Consider the following 20,873-nt stretch of genomic DNA (forward strand, 5'->3'; position numbering starts at 1 on the left):
CGTTGTCCCCGAACCACGTACCCGGTCCGTCCGGGCGCGTCGATTAGCATTGGTCCCGCCGCGCGGGGTGGTCGCGGCCGCCTCGAAAGCTTTGTCGACGCTCCGGAAGGAGATGCTCGTGAGCTCGTCCCGCAGCAGGCGGCGTGGGAAATCCGCGCTATCGACCGGCACCGCCGGGGCGCTATCGACCGGCACCGCCGGGGCGCTATCGACCGGCACCACCGGAGCGTCATCGACCGGCACCACCGGGGCGTCATCGACCGGCACCACCGGGGCGTCATCGGCCGACACCGCCGGGTGGAACGAGCTGGCCACAGCGGCCGCGCATCGACAGCGTCACCACGCGCACAGCCGGCCCCGGCGCCGCCCGAAACCACCCCGGGGGCCCGACCAGCCCGAACCCGCGCCGAAACCGCGCCGCACCCGCGGGCAACGCATCGGGCGGCTGCTGCTGGCACTGTTCCTGGTCCTGGTGATCATGCCGACCACCCTGCTGGGCATCGCCTACTGGAGCGCCGAGATCCCGGACCCGAATGCGGTGCAGACCAACCAGATCGCCACCATCCTCAGCTCCGACGGCACCACCGTGATCGCGAAGGTCGTTCCGCCGAAAGGCAATCGGATGCTGGTGCCGCTGACCGACGTACCCCTGCCGGTGCGCCAGGCCGTGCTGTCGGCCGAGGACCGCAACTTCTACCGCAATCCGGGCTTCTCCACCTCCGCGTTCCTGCGCGCGGCCCGCGACAACCTGCTCGGCCGCGACGACGCGGGCGGCGGCTCCACCATTACCCAGCAGTATGTGAAGAACGCCTTCCTGAGCTCGGAACGCACGCTGAGCCGTAAGACGCGCGAACTCATCATCTCCGCGAAGATGGCCCGCGAATGGAGCAAGGACGACATCCTCGCGGCCTACCTCAACACCATCTACTACGGTCGCGGCGCCTACGGCATCTCGGCCGCGGCCGAGGCGTACTTCGGCAAACCCGCACCCGAACTGACCCTGGCCGAGGGCGCGGTCCTGGCCTCGGTGATCCGCACCCCCTCGTTCCTGGACCCGGAGAACCACCTCGACCAGCTGCGCACCCGCTGGGGATACGTCCTCGACGGCATGGTCGAGATGGGTGTGCTGAATCGAAATGACCGCGCCGCCACCCAGTTTCCGGCCATCGTCCCGGTCGCCCGGGTGGACGACACGCGCGGCCCCGAGGGGCTGATCCGCGCGCAGGTCCTGCGCGAACTGCGCGCCTCCGGCATCAGCGACCACGAGCTGAATACCGGTGCGCTGCAGATCATCACGACCATCGATGCCAAGGCACAGCAGGCCACGCTGAACGCGGTCGGCAATGTACTGGGCGGGCAGCCGGGCGAACTGCGCACCGCCGTGGTGTCGATCGACCCGCGCTCGGGGGCGGTGCGCGCCTACTACGGCGGGCCCGACGGCATCGGCTTCGATTTCGCGCAGGCCCCGCTGCAAACCGGTTCGGCCTTCAAGACTTTCGCCGTGCTGGCCGCGCTCGAGCAGGGCATTTCGCTGTCGTACCGGCTAGACAGCGCGCCCCTGACCGTCAATGGGGAGAAGATCCAGAACGTGGGCGGCGAGTCCTGCGGCATCTGCTCGCTCGGCGAGGCGTTCGAGCGCTCCCTCAACACCAGCTTCTACCGGCTGGCCCAGTCCCTGTTCGAGGGCCCGAAAGCCATTGCGAACGCAGCGCATCAGGCCGGCATCCCCGACCAGATCCCGGGCGTGCCCGGCAAGACGCTCACCGAGGACGGCGGCGGCCCGCCACTGCCCGCCATCGTGCTGGGCGCCTACTCGGTACGCCCCATCGACATGGCCTCGGCCTACGCCACCCTCGCCGCCTCCGGCACCTACCGCGCCCCCTATTTCGTCCAGAAGGTCGTGACCGGCGACGGCCGCGTGCTCCTCGACCGCGGCGCCGACCCGCAAAGACCCGAACAGCGCATCCAGGCCTCGATCGCCGACACCGTGACCCAGGCCATGCTCCCCATCGCCGCCTACTCCAACGGCCACGCCCTGTCCGGCGGCCGCCCCTCGGCCGCCAAGACCGGCACCACCCAGCTCGGCGACACCGGCCAGAACAAGGACGCCTGGATGGTCGGCTACACCCCCACCCTCTCCACCGCCGTCTGGATGGGAACCGAACAGTCCCAGCCCATCCGCACCGCCCGCGGCGCCCCCATCTACGGCGCCGGCCTGCCCGCCGACCTGTGGAAACAAGCCATGGACGCCGCCCTCGACGGCACCCCCATCGACCAATTCCCCAACCCCACTCCCACCGCCAACCTGATCCCCAACCAGCCCCCCGACCCAACCTCCGGAACACCCCCCGGGAACGGCAATTACGACATCCTCAACCCACCCACCCCGTCCGCCCCACAAGAACCGGTCCTCGTCATCCCCCCAGCCCCCACCCCCAAACAGGTGGAAATCTTCCCCGGCCTCAGCGTCCCCGTCCCGGGCTAGCCTCCCCGGCCTCCCCGAGATTTCAGCGCACAATTGACATCCGTCGACATCGGGCACGCCTGTCGGCGGTTGAGAGCCGAACCCATCTCGGACGTCCCGAACGAGTTACCCCGACCGTCACGAAATAAATTGCACCCCTGGCATACGCCGCCGGGGCACCGGGACGAGGTCGTGTGCTTCCCGTTGATCATGTTTCGCGCCTCCTTACCCATCGCCGCGCAGCCGCGGATATTGTGGAAGCCGCCACCGGATTCAGCGACTCCGAATGCCGGTGGCAGGATGCGGGTTGGGAGCAGGGTGGGGTCGGAGACAGCACGAGACATAGGGGCGACGCCGGTGGAATTCAATGTCGTTGAACGCCACGAAACGCTGGTAGCCGGAACGGTGCTACGCAGTCCGGCACTCGCGGTCGAAGGGCCGCGCCGCGCGAAGGTCGAGGAGGCCTGGAAACGTAATCTGGCACGCGATCTGCCCGGCCCGCCGGCGACCGCCTATGTGGATCACGCACCCGAGATCGGTTCGTATCTGACACATATCGTGGGCTACGAATGCAACAAGGCGGACGACCTATTGCCCGGCGATGTACTCGCCCGTATCCCGGCCGGAAAATTCGCCCGCTTCAATCGCACTGGCGACAATCTCGGCGACATCATCGTGTCGATCTGGCGCACGGTCTGGGACCTCGAGGCGGCCGGCACCCTGGTGCGCGCCTACACCGGGGATTTCGAGCACTATCCGGACAACCGGACGGTGGAGGTTTTCGTCGCGCTGGATACGAGCGCGAAGGAGTAGGGGAGCTGTGGACTTCGAAATCGTCACCCTCGATGAGTTCCTGGTCGGCGGGCTGACCATTCCGCTGGCGGGCCGCGAGGTCACCGCCCGCGACCTGGACCTGGTCAACTTCACCTGGGACCGCTACCTGGCCCGCGAGAAGAGCGTCGAACGCGTCGCGGCCTACATCGGCCAGAACGACCACGCGGTAGCCGTTCTGGGATACGAGCTTTCGAGCATGGCCGACCTCGACACCGGCGATGTGATGACCCGCATCCCGGCGGGCCGCTACGCGAAATTCGTTGTCTCCGACAAGCCTTACGACCTGCTGCGCACCGCGTGGGCCAAGGTCGCCAAGGCCGAGAACGCGGGCACCATCACCCGCTCCCACACCGCGGAGATCGAGCGCTACACCGGCCCCACCTCGGTCGAGGTCTACGTCTCCCTCGACTGACATCGAACGACGAAGGGCGGCATCGCGATTCGCGATGCCGCCCTTCCCGTTCCGGGGTTCCTACTCGGCCCCGATGATGAACGCCTCGAGCTGGGCCCGGGCGACGTCGTCGGCGAGCTGCTTCGGCGGGGACTTCATCAGGTAGGCCGACGCCGGGAGGACCGGGCCGCCGATGCCGCGGTCGCGGGCGATCTTGGCCGCGCGCACGGCGTCGATGATGATGCCGGCCGAGTTCGGCGAGTCCCACACCTCGAGCTTGTACTCCAGGTTCAGCGGCACGTCACCGAAGGCGCGGCCCTCGAGCCGGACGTAGGCCCACTTGCGGTCGTCGAGCCACTCGACGTAGTCCGACGGGCCGATGTGCACGTTGCGGTCGTACACCTTGCCCGAGAGCGGGCCCTCGAGGTTGGAGGTCACGGCCTGGGTCTTGGAGACCTTCTTCGACTCCAGCCGCTCGCGCTCGAGCATGTTCTTGAAGTCCATGTTGCCGCCGACATTGAGCTGGTAGGTGCGGTCCAGCACGACGCCGCGGTCCTCGAACAGCTTGGCCATCACGCGGTGGGTGATGGTCGCGCCGACCTGGGACTTGATGTCGTCACCGACGATCGGCACACCGGCGTCGACGAACTTCTGGGCCCACTCCGGGTCGGAGGCGATGAACACCGGCAGCGCGTTGACGAAGGCCACACCCGCGTCGATGGCGCACTGGGCGTAGAACTTGTCGGCCTCTTCAGAACCGACCGGGAGGTAGGAGACGAGGACGTCGACCTTGGCATCCTTCAGCGTCTTGACGACGTCGACCGGCTCGGCCTCGGACAGCTCGATGGTCTGCGCGTAGTACTTGCCGATGCCGTCCAGCGTCGGACCGCGCTGCACGGTGATGCCCGACGGCGGCACGTCGGAGATCTTGATGGTGTTGTTCTCGCTGGCGAAGATCGCGTCGGACAGGTCGAAGCCGACCTTCTTGGCGTCGACATCGAACGCGGCGACGAACTTCACATCGCGGACGTGGTAGGGACCGAACTTCACATGCATGAGCCCGGGAACGGTCGAATTCTCGTCCGCGTCCTTGTAGTACTGCACGCCCTGAACCAGGGAAGATGCGCAGTTACCCACGCCGACGATGGCCACCCGAACTTCGGTGTTGATCTCACTCATGGCCGATATTTCCCTCTTTCTGTGGTGCCGCCTTCGTCGATTGCTCCGCAGCAATCAACTCGTTGAGCCAGCGCACTTCGCGCTCGCTTGATTCGAGACCTAGTTGATGGAGCTGGCGGGTATAGCGGTCCAGTTGCCCGCTGGCGCGTTTTATCGCTTCCCGCAGTCCTTCTCGGCGCTCCTCGACCTGCCTCCGCCGCCCCTCCAGGATTCGCATCCGCGCTTCCGCGGGGGTGCGGCCGAAGAAGGCCAGATGAACGCCGAAGCCGTCGTCGGTGTAGTTCTGTGGTCCGGTGTCGGCGAGCAGTTCGGCGAACCGCTCCCGCCCGGTGTCGGTCAGGTTGTAGACCCGCCGCGCACGGCGTGTTGCCAAGCCCTGCGGACTCTCCTCCGCGATGAGGCCGTCGGACTGCATGCGCCGCAGGGTTGGATACAGCGACCCGTAGGAGAAGGCCCGGAACGGGCCCAGCAGACCGGTGAGCCGCTTGCGCAACTCGTAGCCGTGCATCGGTGATTCGAGGAGCAGCCCGAGGATTGCCAACTCGAGCACGGGCTTCACCTCCTGACTGTTGTGTTCAGACCTAACCGATGGATGCAGTTCCAAACTATATCGCGCCGATATATTTTGCACCCGCCATGCCGCGTATCCGAACGGGACGACTGATCTCCGCCCGATTGAGGTAACTCACCGGGCACCCCCGAGATCGGGTTGGCACCCAACCGCCGGCACGGGTGACCAGTGCCGACGGCTCCCGGCCGCCCGCAAAAGTTCCGGGGAGGCGGAACAGCGCGTGCGGGCTCCGGGGCCCCGCAAGTACTCTGGGTCCCGTGCGAATACAGCGGCAGGTAGTGGACTATGCGCTCCGGCGCCGGTCCCTGCTGGCCGACGTCTACGCGGGCCGGGTGGACGTCGCCGAAGTGTGCGATGCGAATCCGTACCTATTGCGTGCGGCGAAGTTCCACGGGCGGGGGAGCGAGGTCACGTGCCCCATCTGCAGGAAAGAGCAGCTGACTCTCGTATCGTGGGTCTACGGCGACGGGCTCGGTCCCGTGGCGGGCTCCGCCCGCACGCCGGAGGAACTGGTCCGGTTGGCCGAGACTCGGGAAGAGTTCTCGGTGCATGTGGTCGAGGTGTGCCGGACCTGTAGTTGGAACCATCTGGTGCAGTCCTATGTGCTGGGGCTGGCCCCGGCGCCGACAGGCCGCCGGCGCACCGGCGCCCGGCGCACGGCCGCCGAGTGAGAGGCCACGTCGACTGCTGAACAGCGGGCAGGAGCCTGCCCGCCCGCCGCGGTGCACACGTGACCGCATCGAGCCACCCGGACCGTATCGAACTAACTATTGGAGAGCCAGGCTGTGACATCGCCCTATGACGACGGACCGCACGGCGGCCGCCCCCGTGGCGGTTCGCAACCCGGCCCCGGCGGCTACCCGCCGCAAGCGCAGGGAGGTGGAGCGAGACCGGCAGGACCGCCGCCTGGCGCACGCCAGCCCGCGGGGCGTCCCGCGCCGGGGAATGGTGGCCCGCAGCGCGGACCCGTGGGCGGTCCCGGCGGCATGCCGCCGCGCGGCCCCAACGGGCAGCCGCAGCGCGGACCCGCGCCGCAGGGCGGTCAGCCGCCGCGGCGTCCCGGGCCGCCGCCCCAGCGTCCCGGCAATCCGGATGCGACACGCAAGTTTCCCAATTCCGTCAATTCCGGCCCGAACGAGAAGGTGAATACCGGAGCGCGCCAGGCGGTTCCGAATCACAACTCACGAGCGGCCACCTCCGACCGCACCCAGCGGATCGACGATCGTGCGGTGCGCACGGGCACCGGCACCCGGCCGCGCCCGGCCGAGGACCGCACCCGTCCGCCGTCGGGCGCGCAGCCCGCGGCCCGGCGCGCGCAGAGCGGCACGCCCTCGGGGCCGCCGCCGCGGCGGCCCGGTGGCGGCTCCGGCGGAGGCGGCGGCCAGGGCGGCAAGGGCTCGCCCCGCAAGACCTCGTATTGGCGGCTGGCCCGGCGCCTGGTCTACATCGGCATGGCGCTGGTGCTCGGGCTGGCGAGTTCGGTGTTCCTGTACGCGTATTCGACGGTGAACGTGCCGCAGCCCGGCGACCTGAAGAACAATCAGGTAGCCACCATCTTCATGAACGACGGCAGTTCGGTGCTGGCGAAAGTCATTCCGCCGGAGGGCAACCGCACCGATGTGACGATCGACCAGATTCCGCCGCACGTGCGCAATGCCGTGATCGCCGCGGAGGACCGCTCCTTCTACACCAACCCGGGCTTCTCCATCCAAGGCTTCGGCCGCGCGTTCGTCGGTCAGCTCACCGGCAATACGGACGCCGGCGGTGGTTCGACGATTACCCAGCAGTACGTGAAGAACGCGATGGTCGGTAACGAGCACTCGCTGACCCGTAAGCTGCGCGAGCTGGTGATCTCGGCCAAGATGGCCAAGCAGTGGTCCAAGGACCAGATCCTGGCCGCGTACCTGAACACCATCTACTTCGGCCGCGGCGCCTACGGTATCGACGCGGCGTCCAAGGCGTACTTCGACAAGAAGGTCCAGGACCTGTCGGTGGCCGAGGGCGCGGTGCTCGCAGCGACCATTCAGCAACCGTCGAACCTGGATCCGGAGAAGAATCCGCAAGGGGCGCAGGCACGCTGGAAGTATGTGCTCGACGGCATGGTCGACGGCGGCAACCTGCCCGCGACGGACCGCGCGAACATGCAGTACCCCACCGTGATTCCGGCAGCGCAGGCCCAGCACGACAAGACGCTGGACTCCGGTCCGGAGGGCCTGATCAAGACCCAGGTGCTCAAGGAGCTCGAGGCCGCCGGCATCACCGAGCACGATCTGAACACCGAGGGCCTGCAGATCACCACGACCATCGATTCCAAGGCGCAGCAGGCGGCGGTGGACGCGGTCACCAAGGTGATGGACGGCGAACCCGACAAGCTGCGCGCCGCGCTGTCGTCGGTGGATCCCAAGACCGGTGCGGTGCGCGCCTACTATGGCGGCTCCGACGGCCAGGGCCTGGACTACGCGAATCAGGGTCTGCCGCCGGGCTCTTCGTTCAAGGTGTTCGGTCTGGCCGAGAACCTGGAGATGGGCAAGCCGCTCTCGACGCTGTACGACTCCTCGCCGGTCACCGTGCACGGCATCACGATCACCAATGTCGAGGGCGAGCAGTGCGGTATGTGCACCATCGCCGAGGCACTCAAGCGCTCGCTGAACACCAGCTTCTACCGCATGGAGCTGGACATGCAGGGCAACGGCCCGCAGAAGATCGCCGACATGGCGCACAAGCTCGGTATCCCGGACACCATTCCGGGCGTGGGCAAGACGCTGGTCGAGCCGGACGGCAGCCCGCCCAACAACGGCATCGTGCTGGGCCAGTACCGGGTGCGCACGCTGGACATGGCCTCCGCGTACGCGACCCTGGCCGCCTCGGGCATGTATCACGCGCCGCACTTCGTGCAGAAGGTCGTCGCCTCCGATGGCACCGTGCTGCTGGATCGCGGTGAGACCGCGGGTGAGCAGCGGGTCTCGGCGTCGGTGGCGGACAACGTGACCGACGCGATGAAGCCCATCGCGGCGTGGTCGCGCAATCACCAGCTCGCCGGTGGCCGCCTCTCGGCCACCAAGACCGGCACCAACCAGAAGGACGGCAGCAACGAGAACCGCGACGCCTGGATGGTGGGCTTCACCCCGTCGCTGTCGACCGCGGTCTGGGTGGGTACCGACCAGGGTGACGCGCTGCGCAATGCCAGCGGCGGCATGATCTACGGCTCGGGTCTGCCGGCCGACATCTGGAAGGACACGATGGACGGCGCCCTGAAGGGCACGCCCAACGAGAACTTCCCGAAGCCGGGCGTGATCGGCGGTCAGGCCGGTGTGCCGTCGTGGTCGGCACCGTACACCGCGCCCTCGACCACCGAGCAGCCGGTGGCGCCGCCGGTGATCACCACCAGCCAGATGCCGATTCCGGGTCTGCCGTGGTCGATTCCGGTTCCGGGGCTGGCGCCGAACCCGCAGAACCAGCGGCAATCTCAGCCGGAGACGCAGGATCCGGGCAATGGCAACGGGAACGGGAATGGCAATGGGACCGGTCCGCTGCCGGGTCAGCCGGTGGCGCCGGCCGACGGTTCGACACCGACGACCGCACCGAACGGCGGCTATGGAAACGGCAATGGGAACGGCAACGGCAACGGACGGCAGCAGACTCGGTAGCCTGCTGCCGTGATCGAGCAGGAACTGGTGCACCGGCCGGGCGCCTCGGGCGCGCCGGCCGGTGACGCGCTGAAGCCGGGGGAGGCAGCTGGAGTGGAAGATGCTGGCGCACAGCGCGATACGCCGGTGGTATACGAGTCGCCGGAGCCGCTGGCGGCCGATCTGCGGTCGGCCGACGACCGGGACAAGCCCAGTCGCACCGATACGCTGACCGCGCAGCTCTGCGATCTGATCGGCGGGCCGGTCGGCGACCACGCGGTGATCGGCCGGGTGCGTTTCTGGACCCCTATGCGGGTGCTGATGGCGTTCGCGGTGCTGTTCCTGGCGTTCAGCTGGTTCGGCAAGGCGGGCTGCATCCAGCAGCGGCCCGACGCCAACGGCGTCATGGGCCTGGATTGGAACAACGGCCGCCAGTACATCGCCATGTGCTACTCCGACACCGTGCCGCTGTACGGGGCCGAGCATCTCAACGAGGGCGCCTTCCCGTACAAGAAGCAGTGGGTGGAGTTCCCCGACGGCCGCCCGCAGGTCCGGTACATGGAGTATCCGGTGCTGTCGGGGCTGTACCAGTACGTGTCCATGGGAATCGCCAAGGCGTGGAAGCTGTCCCCGTTGCCGGGACACAAGGCGCTCGAGGTGGTCATCTACTTCAATGTGGTGGCCATCGGGCTGTCGCTGGCCTGGCTGGTGACCATCTGGGCGACGGCATTGACGGCCGGGCGCCGGGTCTGGGATGCCGCGCTGATCGCGTTGTCGCCGCTGGTGCTGGTGCATGCGTTCACCAATTTCGACACGCTGGCAACGGCTTTCGCGGCGGGCGGGCTGCTGGCCTGGGCGCGGCGGCGGCCGGTGCTGGCGGGCATTCTGCTGGGCCTGGGCGGGGCGGCGAAGTTGTATCCGCTGCTGTTGCTGGGGCCGATCCTGATCCTGTGCGCCCGCGCCGAACGCCTCGGTGAGGACGAGGCGGCGTGGGGCGGCATCCGGCCGCTGCGCGCGGCGGGCGGGGCCATCGCGGCGGCGGCCATTACCTGGCTGGCGGTGAACGCCCCCATCGCGGCGCTGTATCCGAACGGCTGGTGGGAGTTCTTCCGGCTCAATACCGAACGGCACGCCGACCCGGATTCGGTCTACAACGTGATCACCTCGTTCACCGGCTGGACCGGCTTCGACGGGGTACTGACCGCGCAGCAGGCGCCCACTGTGCTGAACGCGGTGTCGCTGCTGCTGTTCCTGGCGGCCTGCGCGGGCATCGGCTGGATCGGCCTGACCGCGGCGCGCCGGCCGCGCCTGGCGCAGTTGGTGTTCCTGGTGGTGGCGGCATTCCTGCTGACCAACAAGGTGTGGAGCCCGCAGTATTCGCTGTGGCTGGTGCCGCTGGCGGTGCTGGCGCTGCCGCAGCGGCGAATCCTGTTGGCGTGGATGACGATCGACGCCCTGGTCTGGGTGCCGCGCATGTTCTATTACCTGGGCCAGGACCACAAGGGCCTGCCCGAGCAGTGGTTCACCGGCACGGTGGTGCTGCGCGATCTGGCGGTGATCGCGTTGTGCGTCCTGGTGATCCGGCAGATCTACCGTCCGGGTGAGGATCCGGTGCGCCGCGACGGCGCCGACGATCCGGGGGGCGGCATCGTCGACCGCGCCCCCGATCCCCTGAATGCCTGGTTGCCGCCGTTGCTGCGGCCCAGGCAACCGACGCCGGTGCCCTAGAGGAAGCGGGCCAGCTGCGGCACCGCCTCGCCGGGGTGCTTGGCCTGGAGTCCCTCGCCGATGGCCTCGAGCTTCCAGTCCGCGCCCGGGGCCGGGCGGTACACCTTCGCCATTGCCATGCCGGTGAAGGACATGCCGCCCGCGAGGGTGAAGCGGGCGAGTTCGGCATTGGTGGCGCTGTCGACCAGGCGGCAGTAGGCGTTGGCGATCTGCTCGAACGTGTGGCCCTTGTAGGAGGTCACGATGAACAGCAGCGTGGTGACGTGAGCCGGGATGCGGGAGAGATCGACCATGATCTCCTCGTCGTCGCCCTCGCCCTCGCCGGTCAGGTTGTCGCCCTGGTGGCGGATGGCCCCGTCCTCGGAGTTGAGGCTGCCGTAGTAGACGACATCGGCGGGGCTGTGATCGGCGAAGAGCACCACCGAGGCGTCGAGGTCCACGTCGACGGACTTGTTGCCGAAGATGCCGCCGCGCTTGACCGGATCCCAGCCCAGGCCCATCTTCACGTAATCCAGTGCGCTGCCGCCTTCTTTGCGCAGGTTGATGCGCTGACCCTTGACCAGGCTGACGGCGTGACCGACCGGCAGATCGCGGTCATCCCGGGCCGGCGGCGGGTAACCGCCGGAGAGCGGGGGATAGCCGCCGACGGGCTGCTGGTAGGTGGGCGGCGGCGGATATGACTGTCCCGGAGGCGGATACCCCGTGCCCATCGGCGGCGGGTAGCCGCCGGTGGGCACGTATTGCGGGGGCGGCGGGAAGCCCGGGACCGGCGGGTACTGCTCGGCGGGCTGTGGATAACCCTGTCCCGGTGTGGGCGGCGGATAACCGCCGGTCGGCGCGTAGTTACCGGTGGGCGCGGGGGCCGGGTATCCGCTCGGCGCGGGCGCGAATTGTTCGGGCGCGGGCGCGAATTGCTGTGGCGGGGACGTGAATTGCTGTGGCGGGGAAGTGAATTGCTGCGGCGCGGGCGCGAATTGCTCCGGGGCGGGTGCGGGCGGCGGGGCCGGGGAGTGCGCGGCGGATTGCGGGGACTCGTTCACCTGGACGCCGTGGTCGGTGACCAGCGCGGCGAATCCGCCCGCGTAACCCTGTCCGACGGCGCGGGCCTTCCATCCGCCCTGGCGGCGGTACAACTCCAGTGCGATGACGATGGATTCGGTGCTGAGGTCCTCGATCCGGTACTCGTACAACACGTTTCCGGCCACGTCGTGCACCTGCGCGACCGGAGCGGGCAGCCGGCCGAAGCTGGCGTTGGCGTCGTCGAGGGTGATGACGGCCCGAAGCTGTTCGATATCGGCGGGAATCGCGTCCAGCGACACGGCCAGGACGGCGGGCTGACCGGGTGTGCCCGGCCGCAGGGTCACACCGGGCCCGGAGGGTTGGTTGAAGAACACGAAATCGGCGTCGGAGCGCACCGTGCCCGCGGTGGTGACCAGCAGTGCGGACAGGTCGGCCGGTGCGGCCACCTGCACGCTGATCACCAGATCATGGACGCTCAGAGGGCCGTTCTGGCCCTTCACCAAAACTGCGGACAAGATCGACCCTTCGTTGTCGGTGCTGTCGTTGCCACTCTACGAGAACGCGGCGACACGGACCGGGGCCGTGGTTGCGGTGGTGTCCGGGGATGCCCGGACGGCGTGGCAGTATCGGCTGGGTGAGCGACGGTGAGGTCGATCCCGCGGAAGCGCACGAACAGTATCTGCGAGCCTTCCGGCATCCCGCCGTGTCCCGAGACCAGCTGCGCGACCTGCTCGATGCCGTGAACGCCTTCCTGGACACCATCACCCCCAAACGTGGCGAGTACGCCCCCAGCGGCGGCTGGGCCCCCGAATCCACAGCCATGGCCTTTCAGATCGGCCGCGCGGTCGAGCAGGTGCTGTCCGAGCGCGAGGACGCCGATCGGGAGCTGGTGCGCCGCCGCGATATTCGCGACCGCCTGGTGGCGGCCCTGGACGCGGTGCTGGATTGCCTGCGCAGCCTGCCCGAACTGGCCGAGGCCGAGGTGAAGTTGGGCACCATCTGTGTGAACGAGGGCTTCCAGGTGTACGAGGACGGGTCGGTGCGCACCACGCCCGTGCAGGAGGCGGGCGCCGATGCCGGGCTGCTGGAGCGCCGCCGCGCCGAATTGGACGAGGAGATGACGGCCGCAGTGGCCGCCCGGGCCGGACTGGTGGACGACACCACCGACCTGATCCGGGAGCGGCTCGGGGTGGCCGAGGTGGGGATTCCGTGGGTGATCCTGGCCGCCACCCGGGGCGGGCTGGACGTGTCCGAGCCGTTCGCGTTCGCGGCCGAGCATCTGCCCGACTGCGAATTGCGGGATTTGATGGTGCAGTTGGTCACCGATATCGAGCTGGCTCGCACGCTGGAGGAGCCCTCCGAACCACAGCACTAGCCGGAATCGCCACCAAAGCCGCACCGGCGGTGCGAGTCTGGCTCGCAGGGACCGAACCGGCCTTCCGAGGGGAGAATTCGGTGAAGAAGCTCATCAATGATCCGGCCGAGGTGGTGGCTGCCGCGCTGGCCGGATTGGCCGCGGCGCATCCCGAACTGCGGGTTGATGTCGAACAGCGGATCGTGGTGCGCGGAGGCGCGCCGGTTCCGGGCAAGGTGGGCCTGGTCTCGGGCGGCGGCTCCGGCCATGAGCCGCTGCACGGCGGATTCGTCGGGCTCGGCATGCTGGACGCGGCCTGTCCGGGGGAGATCTTCACCTCGCCGGTGCCCGATCAGATTCAGGCCGCTACCGCCGCGGTGGACGCCGGTGCGGGCGTGCTGCACATCGTGAAGAACTACACCGGCGACGTCATGAACTTCGAGATGGCCGCCGAGCTGGCGGCCGCCGAGACCGGTACCGAGGTGCGGTCGGTGGTGGTGAACGACGATGTGGCCGTGCAGGACAGCCTGTACACCGCCGGCCGGCGCGGGGTGGGTGCGACGGTGATCCTGGAGAAGATGGCGGGCGCGGCCGCCGAACAGGGCCGGCCGCTGGCGGAGGTGGCGCGCATCGCGGAGGCGGTGAACGCGCGGTCGCGCAGCATGGGTATGGCGCTGACCTCGTGCACGGTCCCGGCGGTCGGGCATCCGACCTTCGAGCTGGGCGAGTACGAGATGGAGATCGGCATCGGCATCCACGGCGAGCCCGGCCGGGTGCGGGTGCCGCTGGCCCCGGCGCGGGATGTGGCGCAGATGCTGCTGGAGCCGATCCTCGCGGATCTGCCCTTCGCGCAGGGTGATCGGGTGCTGTGCTTCCTCAACGGGATGGGCGGCACGCCGCTCATCGAGCTGTATGTGATGTTCGACGAGGTGTCGCAGATCCTGCGCGGGCACGGGATCCACGTCGAGCGCTCGTTGGTCGGCCCGTACATCACCTCGCTCGAAATGGCGGGCTGCTCGATCACGCTGACCAGGCTCGACGAGGAACTGACGGCGCTGTGGGACGCGCCCGTGCGGACTCCGGCGCTGCGCTGGGGAATCTGATGGCGGCGGTGGACGCGGCCGCGTGGGTGCGCGATTTCGCGGCGCTGGTGGACGAGAACGCCACCGAGCTGACCGCGCTGGACGCGGCGATAGGCGACGCCGATCACGGCACGAATATGCAGCGTGGCATGGCGGCCGCCGTTGCGGCGCTGGATGATTCGACTCCGGGGAGCCCCGGGGAGGTCTGCAAGCAGACCGCCTTGGTGTTGATCCGCACCATCGGCGGTGCCAGCGGTCCCCTGTTCGGGACGTTCTTCCTGCGCTTCGCCGCGGCGATCGAAAGTGGTTCCGATATAGCCGATTTCGCGCGCGCGTTCCGGGCCGGGCTGGATGGTGTGATCGCGCGCGGCAAGGCCGAGCTCGGCGACAAGACCATGGTGGACGCGCTGGGACCCGCGGCGGACGCCCTCGACGAGCAGGTGGCGGGTGACGGGTCGGCGCAGCAGGCTCTCGAGGCCGCGGCGACCGCCGCGGAGGCCGGGCGGGACGCCACCACGCCGCTGGTCGCGCGCAAGGGGCGGGCCTCGTATCTGGGTGAACGCAGTGCGGGACACCAGGATCCGGGTGCCACCAGTGCGGCCCTGCTGGTCCGGGCGGCCGCACGGGCGCTGCGATGATCGGCCTGGTGGTGGTCTCGCACAGCCGGGCGCTGGCCGAGGCGGCGGTGGCGCTGGCCGCCGGACTGCTGCCCGATCAGGGTGTGGCCGTCCGGATCGCGGCGGGACTGTCCGGCACCGAACTGGGTACGGACGCCGTCGCCGTCGCCGAGGCGATCACCGCCGCGGATTCCGGGGACGGCGTCGTGGTTCTGATGGATCTGGGCAGCGCGGTGCTGTCCGCCGAGACCGCGCTGGACCTGCTCGAATCGCCTGTCGCCGTGCGGCTTTCGGCCGGTCCGCTAATCGAGGGCCTGGTGTCGGCGCTGGCGGCGGCCGGTGGTGGCGCCGATCTGGACGCGGTCGCGCGGGAGGCCGGAAACGCCCTGGCCGCCAAACGCGCGCAGCTCGGCGACTCCGCCGGCGCAGGTCCGGCCGGCGATCCACGATCATCCACAGCTGTGCGGCCTGTGGATGATTCGGCGATCACCGAGATCATCGAGGTGACGAACGAGCACGGCCTGCACGCCCGCCCGGCCGCCGAGCTGGTCTCGGCGCTGCGCGATGTCGAGGCGGTGGTGGCCCTACGAAATGCCACCACCGGCGCCGGCCCGGTCCCGGGCGACAGCCTGGCCCGGGTGCTCACCCTCGGCGTGCTCCCCGGCCAGCGGCTGGAAGTCAGCGCAACCGGACCCGATGCGGCGCGGGCAGTCGCCAAAGTTCGCGCCGTGGCCGAGAATCGAGATCATGACCAGCCTCGCTGACAAAGCCACGACGTTCCTGTCCCTGCACCAGCCCGGCAATCCGGTGATCCTGCCGACGGTCTGGGATTCCTGGTCCGCGAAGCTGGTGCAGGACGCCGGATTCGGGGCGCTCACCATCGGTAGCCACCCGCTCGCCGATTCCATGGGCAAGCCCGACCAGGAGGGCATGACCTTCGCCGAGGTGCTGGGCCGGGTGCGGGAGATCACCGCCACCGTGGACATTCCGGTGTCGGTCGACCTGGAGTCCGGCTACGCCGAGAAGCCTTCCCGGATCATCGAGGGCCTGCTCGAGGCGGGCGCGATCGGCTTCAATCTCGAGGACTCCGTGCACAGCGAGGGCGGGCGGCTGCGCACCCCGCAGGAGCATGCCGACCTGGTCGCCGAGCTGCGCGCCGCCGCGGACGCCACCGGCGTGCACGTGGTGATCAATGCCCGCACCGACGTGTTCCTGCGCCCCGACACCGGCGCCCCGGAGGAGCGGCTGGAGAGCGCGCTCACCCGGCTGCGACTGGCCGCCGAGGCGGGCGCGGACGTGCTGTACCCGGTGGGCCGGCACGAGCCGGATGTACAGCGCACGCTGACCGCCGAGCTGCCGCTGCCGGTGAATGCCATCGGCCTTCCCGATCAGGGTTCGCCCGCCTACTTCGCCGAACTCGGCGTGGCGCGGGTCAGTTTCGGCCCGTTCCTGCAGCGCGCCCTCACCGAGGCGGCGAACACCCTGCTGGCCGCCTGGCGCTGATCAGGACCGGACCCGCAGGAAGTAGTCGAGGATCTCCTCCGCGGCGCGGATGCCAGACGCGGCGGTGACGGCCACGCGCGGATGGTTCCAGTTCCGCTGTTCCAGTTCGCCGTGGCGGGGCCGGATGGCGACGTCGGCGGTGCGCAGCATCTCGGCATCGAGCGCACCGTCGCCCGCGGCCAGCAGGCGCGACTCGGGATGCAGTTCGCCGGCGTCGAGCAGGCGGCGGCGCACCTCCTGCACCGCGCGGCTCTTACAGACCGGCGCGGGCATGGTGTAGATCTTGCGGCCCTGCTGGGAGACGGTCCAGCCGCGCGGGCGGCACCAGGCGTCCCAGTCGGCGAGGAAACCGGCGGGCACCCGCTGCGGGTCCACCACCAGGTAGCAGAAAAGGTCGTCGGCCTCGCGCAGGCGCAGCGCGAAGGATTCGTCCACGCGCGCACGCAATTCGGTGCGCACCTCGACCAGGGTGGCGCATTCGGCGCGCATCCGCGCGTCCAATGCGGAACGCCAGCGCCGGTCGGGGAGCCCGTTACGCAGGATGGTGCCGCCATTGCTGGTGACCGCGTAGGGCAGGGGCCCGCCGGGCAGCCGGACCCGGTGGTACTGCTCGATGGTGCGGGTGGTGACCGGAACCACGGCCGCCGCCGACGCCAGCGTGCTCAGCCGCTGCGCCGCGACGACCGTCATGTACGACAGCGGCTGTCCCTCATGGTGTTCCACACACACCGTGTCCGGTTCCGCGTGCCCGAAGGCCGCCCGCGTGTAGATCACCGTGCGATCCAGATCCGTCGCCACCATCATCCCGTGCTGCCGCACCGGCTACCCCTTCGCTTCCTTGATCAAGCCCATACAGGCATACGCCAAATCCGGCACCGTCTCGACCGGCACGCCGCGTGCCGCGGCGAGCAGGCGGATATGGGCGTGTTCCGCCGCGTGCGGATCCCGCACCAGCACCCGCCACGGCACCCGGCGCAACAACACCCGGGACGTCTCTCCCACACCGGGTTTCACGAAATTCACACTGGAGATCCCGTATGCCGCCCGCACCCGCTCCACCGACTCCCAGCCCGCCCAGGTCGGGCTCCGGTCGGCGGCTCGCAGGTCGCGTACCCGCGCGTCCACCAGCGTCCGCACCCGGTCGAAACAGACGCTGACAGTGTCGAGGAGATGACCGGACACATCCTGGCCCGCGAGCTCGCGATAGAACTTGGCCCCGTGGAACTGTCCCGGCCCGATCAGGCCGGCATTGAGCACCGTGCGCGAAACAAGTCCCGACACAGTGGAATTCAGGCAGGCCGAGGCGATCAGGAAGTCGTCGCGGGTGCCGTACGTCCGCACGCAGCTGCCCGGATCGGCGAGCACCGCGAGATCGGGGTCGAATCGCGCCCCGCCCGTCGCATGATGGGCATCCAGCGCGGCGGTCAGTTCCCGGGTGATCGCGCCTTTGCCGGTCCATCCGTCCACGAACACGATCTGCGCCGGATCATGGTGCCGTGCAAGATAATTCAGCGCCATCGCGTCGATCCCCCGATCGCGCACGATGGACACCGCGTAGTGCGGAACCTCGATCCCCCGGCTCCCCAGCCAGCGCCGCATCAGCACCCCCACCGGCGTCCCCGCCCGAGCCAGCGACACCAGCACCACGTCGCGACCCCGCTCGCTGATCACCAACTCCGACACGGTCGCAACCGCCAGCGCCAGCCGCTCGGCACTCTCCGCCAGCACCCGCTCGAACAACTCCCGATACACCGCGTCCGGCTGATACTCCACCGGCAGCGATTCCGCGTAATGCGCCACCCCGGCCTGAATCCGCCGTTCCCGCTCCGCCACATCGGCTTCCAGCGCCACCCCGGACAGATCGGTCAACAACCACGCCACCTCATCCCGCGCATACGACCCGAACTCCGGCCCACACAACGGTTCCGGCAGCTCGTGCGCGCGGCTCGAGCGGGCGGCAGCGAGGGCACGTGGGTCCGCGTCGGGGAGCACGGCCAGCAGCACGTCTGCACCCGACGCGGTCAGGATGTCGACGAGTCCACCTGCAGCCGTGAGGTTTTCGGTGTCCGCAGGGCAGTCGATGATGACGAGCAGGATCGGGTCGGCCGCGGTCCGGGTGCCCGGCCAGCGCGCGTTGTAGAGGAAGCGCGGACTCTCCTCGCCGAGTTCGGGTGCGGTGAAACGGAATCCGCGGCGCAGCGGGTAGCCGGCCTCGTCCAGGACGTAGGCGGGGGAGCGCGTCGTGGTCTGGTATCGGGTGGGGATTCCGCTGTCTGCCAGGGCCGCGGCGATACGCAGCGGCAGGTACATGAGTTCCTCGTGGGCGATGACGATCACCGGGCGCCGAGGGTCCATCTCCTCGGTCATTGTCGCGAGAGCATGGGTCAGCTCGGCCACCGCGTGGGTGAGCGCCGCGTCGAAGGGCATGGCATCCGAGTCGAGGAAGCCGTGGCGGCCGCCCTCGGGAACCTGCTGCGGCCAGGGCAGTTCGACGCGCAGGCAGGCGCCGGTGCGATCGGAGATCGGGTTGAGTACGGGCTCGGGCAGCGCGGTGACGGCATCGATCAGGCCCGCCGGCAGGCGGGTGCTGCCGCTGGCCAGACAGACGGTGTCGATGCGGGCGCCGAGTTCGGCGGCCGCCGTTTCGAAGGCGCGGCGGTCGGCCTTCGTGCGCATGTCCACCAGCGACGCCAAGATGTAGTGGCTGCGGGGAGTGTGCGTGTGCAGGGCCCGGATGGCGTCCAGAGCGGTTGCACCGGTGGAGATCTCGTCGTCGACCAGCACCATGGGCAGGTCGTTGTGGAATATCGAGGCGGGCATCGGCTGCAGCAGGTGCGAGGTGGCGTGCGAGTGGCCCTCCTCGAAACCGGCAAGGGTCTCGGCGGTGGGCACGTCGCGGCGCGTGGAGTGCAGGTAGCACCGCGCGCCGAGGCGGGCCGCCACGGTGTGGCCGAGTCCGGTCGCGGTTTCGGCGAAGCCCAGCACCACCGCGGCGGTGACCGGCCGATTCGGCTGCAGCGCACCATCTCCCGTGAGCAGCTCGCGCACCAGGTCACCGAGGCGGTTGCCCGCGTCGAGGACGCGATGCGGGTCGGTGGGGAGGTGCTTCCCCAGCACGGTGGAGACCAGCAGGTGGGCGCGGCGGGGGTTGCGACGCAGGCCGGGTTCGACGAGCGTGTCGATGCGCCAATCGGGTTCCGGCAGTGCCGAATCGGTGTGGCGGAGGGCGAGGCCGAGGTGCCGGGTGGCCCACGGCAGAGCGGGGTCCACGGTCACGATTCGACCAGGGCCACGAGCAGGTCCACGAAGGAGACTCCTTGATTGGCGACGCCGAAGACATTGGCGCGCAGCATGATCTGATGCGCCCAGCTGCGATGCGGGCGCATTTCGTTCATCTTGTTGCGGTATTCGGAGGCGGCGACGCCGCCCGCGGCGGTGCTCAGGATGTCGACGGCGTCGGCGTATTCCTCGTGGGTGACGATCGAGAGGGCGTGCACGACGGCCACGTGGGAGGGGTGGATGACGGTCTTGCCCTGGATCCCGTTTGCGCGATCCAGGGTGATCTCCCGCAGCAACCCGTCCATATCGCGGCTGTCCAGCGACTGCCGGAAGGGGACGGCGTCCACCTCGGGGAAGGGCGAGGTGCGCAGCAGTGGCCGGAGCATGCGGGCGTGGTCGGCGAAGTACTCCCAGACCGGTCCGGTGATGGTGAAGCCGGTGCCGTCGGTGCGACCCAGGTAGTTGACGATGTCGGCGATGACGTCGGCGACCACGCGCACGTCGTAGATGGTGAGGTCGCGGTCGCGGCGAATCCCGAAGGTGGAGCACATGTCCGTGGCCCCGATCCGCACCGCGAGAATCCGTTCGCGGTGCTCGGCGAGTAGCGCGCCGATGCGACGGAGTTCACGGTCGCGGGTCTCGCGGTGCACCAGGGCGGGGGATTCCAGCACCGGCATACCGAAGACCGTGCGGCCCATGCGCTGTGCGGCCAGGCCCAGCTCGTGCAGATAGTCGGCCGCGCAGGAGCTGTCGAATTTGGGCAGCACGAAGCCGGTGAGCGCCGCCGCCCCGGGCCCGATCCGGTCGGCGATCTCGCCGATGCTGTGCGGGTCGCGGACCCGCACGAACAGCAGCGGGTAGGCCTCGCCGCTGTCGGCCAGTTCGTCGACGGTCCGGGCGGCCTGCCATTTCCCGGCTTCGACGGCGTGGTCGGCGACCGCGTCCTCGAGGTCGATGACCATCGAGCACACGCCGCGTTCGGCGCGGCGCAGGATGGTGGCGGTCAGATCGGGCCGCGTGGCGGGCACGTACAGGGTCGCGCCCAGCGCCATGGCCAGCAGGTGGCGGTCGACGGAGCCGCCGAAGGGTTCGGGCAGCCGGTGGAACAGCCGCCGCAGCTCCGGGCCCGGCACCTGCCGGAAATGCCGCAGCGGGAAGCGTTTCCGCAGGGAGACCGGCGCGACATCCGGATCGCTGGTGATCATCGCGGTCATCGTCGCGGTCG

General features: G+C 69.3%; 17 protein-coding genes. 11 read left to right on the top strand and 6 right to left on the bottom strand.

The window, feature by feature from the left end; translation table 11 throughout:
• The first annotated feature begins 112 nt into the window (after nt 1–112).
• From ACIRRA_RS29675 to ACIRRA_RS29685, 3 genes are all read left to right on the top strand, one after another.
• Nucleotides 113–2,485, top strand: coding sequence for a transglycosylase domain-containing protein (locus ACIRRA_RS29675; RefSeq protein WP_402774783.1), 2,373 nt, complete (start codon nt 113–115; stop codon nt 2,483–2,485).
• Nucleotides 2,486–2,674: 189 nt separating this feature from the next.
• Nucleotides 2,675–3,277: a GyrI-like domain-containing protein gene (locus tag ACIRRA_RS29680; RefSeq protein ID WP_402774887.1), complete on the top strand. Its 603-nt coding sequence runs from the start codon at nt 2,675–2,677 to the stop codon at nt 3,275–3,277.
• A gap of 7 nt (nt 3,278–3,284) precedes the next feature.
• On the top strand, nt 3,285–3,710 hold the full coding sequence (locus ACIRRA_RS29685) for a GyrI-like domain-containing protein (RefSeq protein ID WP_402774786.1): 426 nt from the start codon (nt 3,285–3,287) through the stop codon (nt 3,708–3,710).
• A 60-nt stretch (nt 3,711–3,770) separates the two neighbouring features.
• On the opposite strand, the gene ACIRRA_RS29690 is transcribed toward ACIRRA_RS29685, so the two are convergent.
• A complete protein-coding gene (locus ACIRRA_RS29690; protein ID WP_364609404.1) occupies nt 3,771–4,868 on the bottom strand; it encodes an inositol-3-phosphate synthase in 1,098 nt (365 codons plus the stop codon).
• Nucleotides 4,861–5,418: a PadR family transcriptional regulator gene (locus tag ACIRRA_RS29695; protein ID WP_040862623.1), complete on the bottom strand. Its 558-nt coding sequence runs from the start codon at nt 5,416–5,418 to the stop codon at nt 4,861–4,863. Before ACIRRA_RS29695 ends, ACIRRA_RS29690 begins: the two co-directional genes overlap by 8 nt.
• A gap of 278 nt (nt 5,419–5,696) precedes the next feature.
• Between ACIRRA_RS29695 and ACIRRA_RS29700 the strand changes: the two genes are divergently transcribed.
• From ACIRRA_RS29700 to ACIRRA_RS29710, 3 genes are all read left to right on the top strand, one after another.
• Nucleotides 5,697–6,110, top strand: coding sequence for a DUF5318 domain-containing protein (locus tag ACIRRA_RS29700; RefSeq protein ID WP_402774789.1), 414 nt, complete (start codon nt 5,697–5,699; stop codon nt 6,108–6,110).
• Between the two features lie 780 nt (nt 6,111–6,890).
• Nucleotides 6,891–9,086, top strand: a complete 2,196-nt coding sequence (locus tag ACIRRA_RS29705; RefSeq protein ID WP_402774891.1) for a transglycosylase domain-containing protein — start codon at nt 6,891–6,893, stop codon at nt 9,084–9,086.
• A 93-nt stretch (nt 9,087–9,179) separates the two neighbouring features.
• Nucleotides 9,180–10,793 (top strand): glycosyltransferase family 87 protein, encoded by a 1,614-nt coding sequence (locus ACIRRA_RS29710; RefSeq protein WP_402774894.1) that lies wholly within the window; start codon nt 9,180–9,182, stop codon nt 10,791–10,793.
• On the opposite strand, the gene ACIRRA_RS29715 is transcribed toward ACIRRA_RS29710, so the two are convergent.
• Entirely contained in the window at nt 10,790–12,328 is a 1,539-nt protein-coding gene (locus tag ACIRRA_RS29715; RefSeq protein WP_402774791.1) for a TerD family protein, read from the bottom strand. The genes ACIRRA_RS29710 and ACIRRA_RS29715 overlap by 4 nt on opposite strands.
• 119 nt (nt 12,329–12,447) lie before the next feature.
• Here ACIRRA_RS29715 and ACIRRA_RS29720 point away from each other — a divergent pair, with 119 nt between their 5' ends.
• From ACIRRA_RS29720 to ACIRRA_RS29740, 5 genes are all read left to right on the top strand, one after another.
• A complete protein-coding gene (locus ACIRRA_RS29720; protein WP_402774793.1) occupies nt 12,448–13,188 on the top strand; it encodes a hypothetical protein in 741 nt (246 codons plus the stop codon).
• A gap of 80 nt (nt 13,189–13,268) precedes the next feature.
• Nucleotides 13,269–14,270 carry a dihydroxyacetone kinase subunit DhaK gene (gene dhaK / locus ACIRRA_RS29725; protein WP_402774796.1) on the top strand — a complete coding sequence of 334 codons (1,002 nt, stop codon included), beginning with the start codon at nt 13,269–13,271 and terminating at the stop codon, nt 14,268–14,270.
• Entirely contained in the window at nt 14,270–14,887 is a 618-nt protein-coding gene (gene dhaL / locus ACIRRA_RS29730; protein WP_402774896.1) for a dihydroxyacetone kinase subunit DhaL, read from the top strand. Before dhaK ends, dhaL begins: the two co-directional genes overlap by 1 nt.
• Nucleotides 14,884–15,630, top strand: coding sequence for an HPr family phosphocarrier protein (locus ACIRRA_RS29735; protein WP_402774799.1), 747 nt, complete (start codon nt 14,884–14,886; stop codon nt 15,628–15,630). Before dhaL ends, ACIRRA_RS29735 begins: the two co-directional genes overlap by 4 nt.
• A complete protein-coding gene (locus ACIRRA_RS29740) occupies nt 15,611–16,369 on the top strand; it encodes an isocitrate lyase/phosphoenolpyruvate mutase family protein (RefSeq protein ID WP_402774898.1) in 759 nt (252 codons plus the stop codon). Before ACIRRA_RS29735 ends, ACIRRA_RS29740 begins: the two co-directional genes overlap by 20 nt.
• Here the strand turns inward: ACIRRA_RS29740 and ACIRRA_RS29745 are convergent, their stop codons facing one another.
• From ACIRRA_RS29745 to ACIRRA_RS29755, 3 genes are read right to left on the bottom strand one after another with little or no spacing between them, the layout of a single operon-like run.
• Nucleotides 16,370–17,173, bottom strand: coding sequence for an HAD family hydrolase (locus ACIRRA_RS29745; RefSeq protein ID WP_402774901.1), 804 nt, complete (start codon nt 17,171–17,173; stop codon nt 16,370–16,372). It lies immediately after the preceding gene.
• Nucleotides 17,174–17,191: 18 nt separating this feature from the next.
• A complete protein-coding gene (locus tag ACIRRA_RS29750) occupies nt 17,192–19,645 on the bottom strand; it encodes a phosphoribosyltransferase (RefSeq protein WP_402774802.1) in 2,454 nt (817 codons plus the stop codon).
• A complete protein-coding gene (locus ACIRRA_RS29755) occupies nt 19,642–20,853 on the bottom strand; it encodes an HpcH/HpaI aldolase/citrate lyase family protein (protein ID WP_402774903.1) in 1,212 nt (403 codons plus the stop codon). The genes ACIRRA_RS29750 and ACIRRA_RS29755 overlap by 4 nt, the downstream gene beginning before the upstream one ends.
• Nucleotides 20,854–20,873 lie beyond the last annotated feature (20 nt).

Origin of the sequence: Nocardia sp. NPDC101769 (assembly GCF_044766925.1) — a bacterium.
Classification (GTDB): domain Bacteria; phylum Actinomycetota; class Actinomycetes; order Mycobacteriales; family Mycobacteriaceae; genus Nocardia.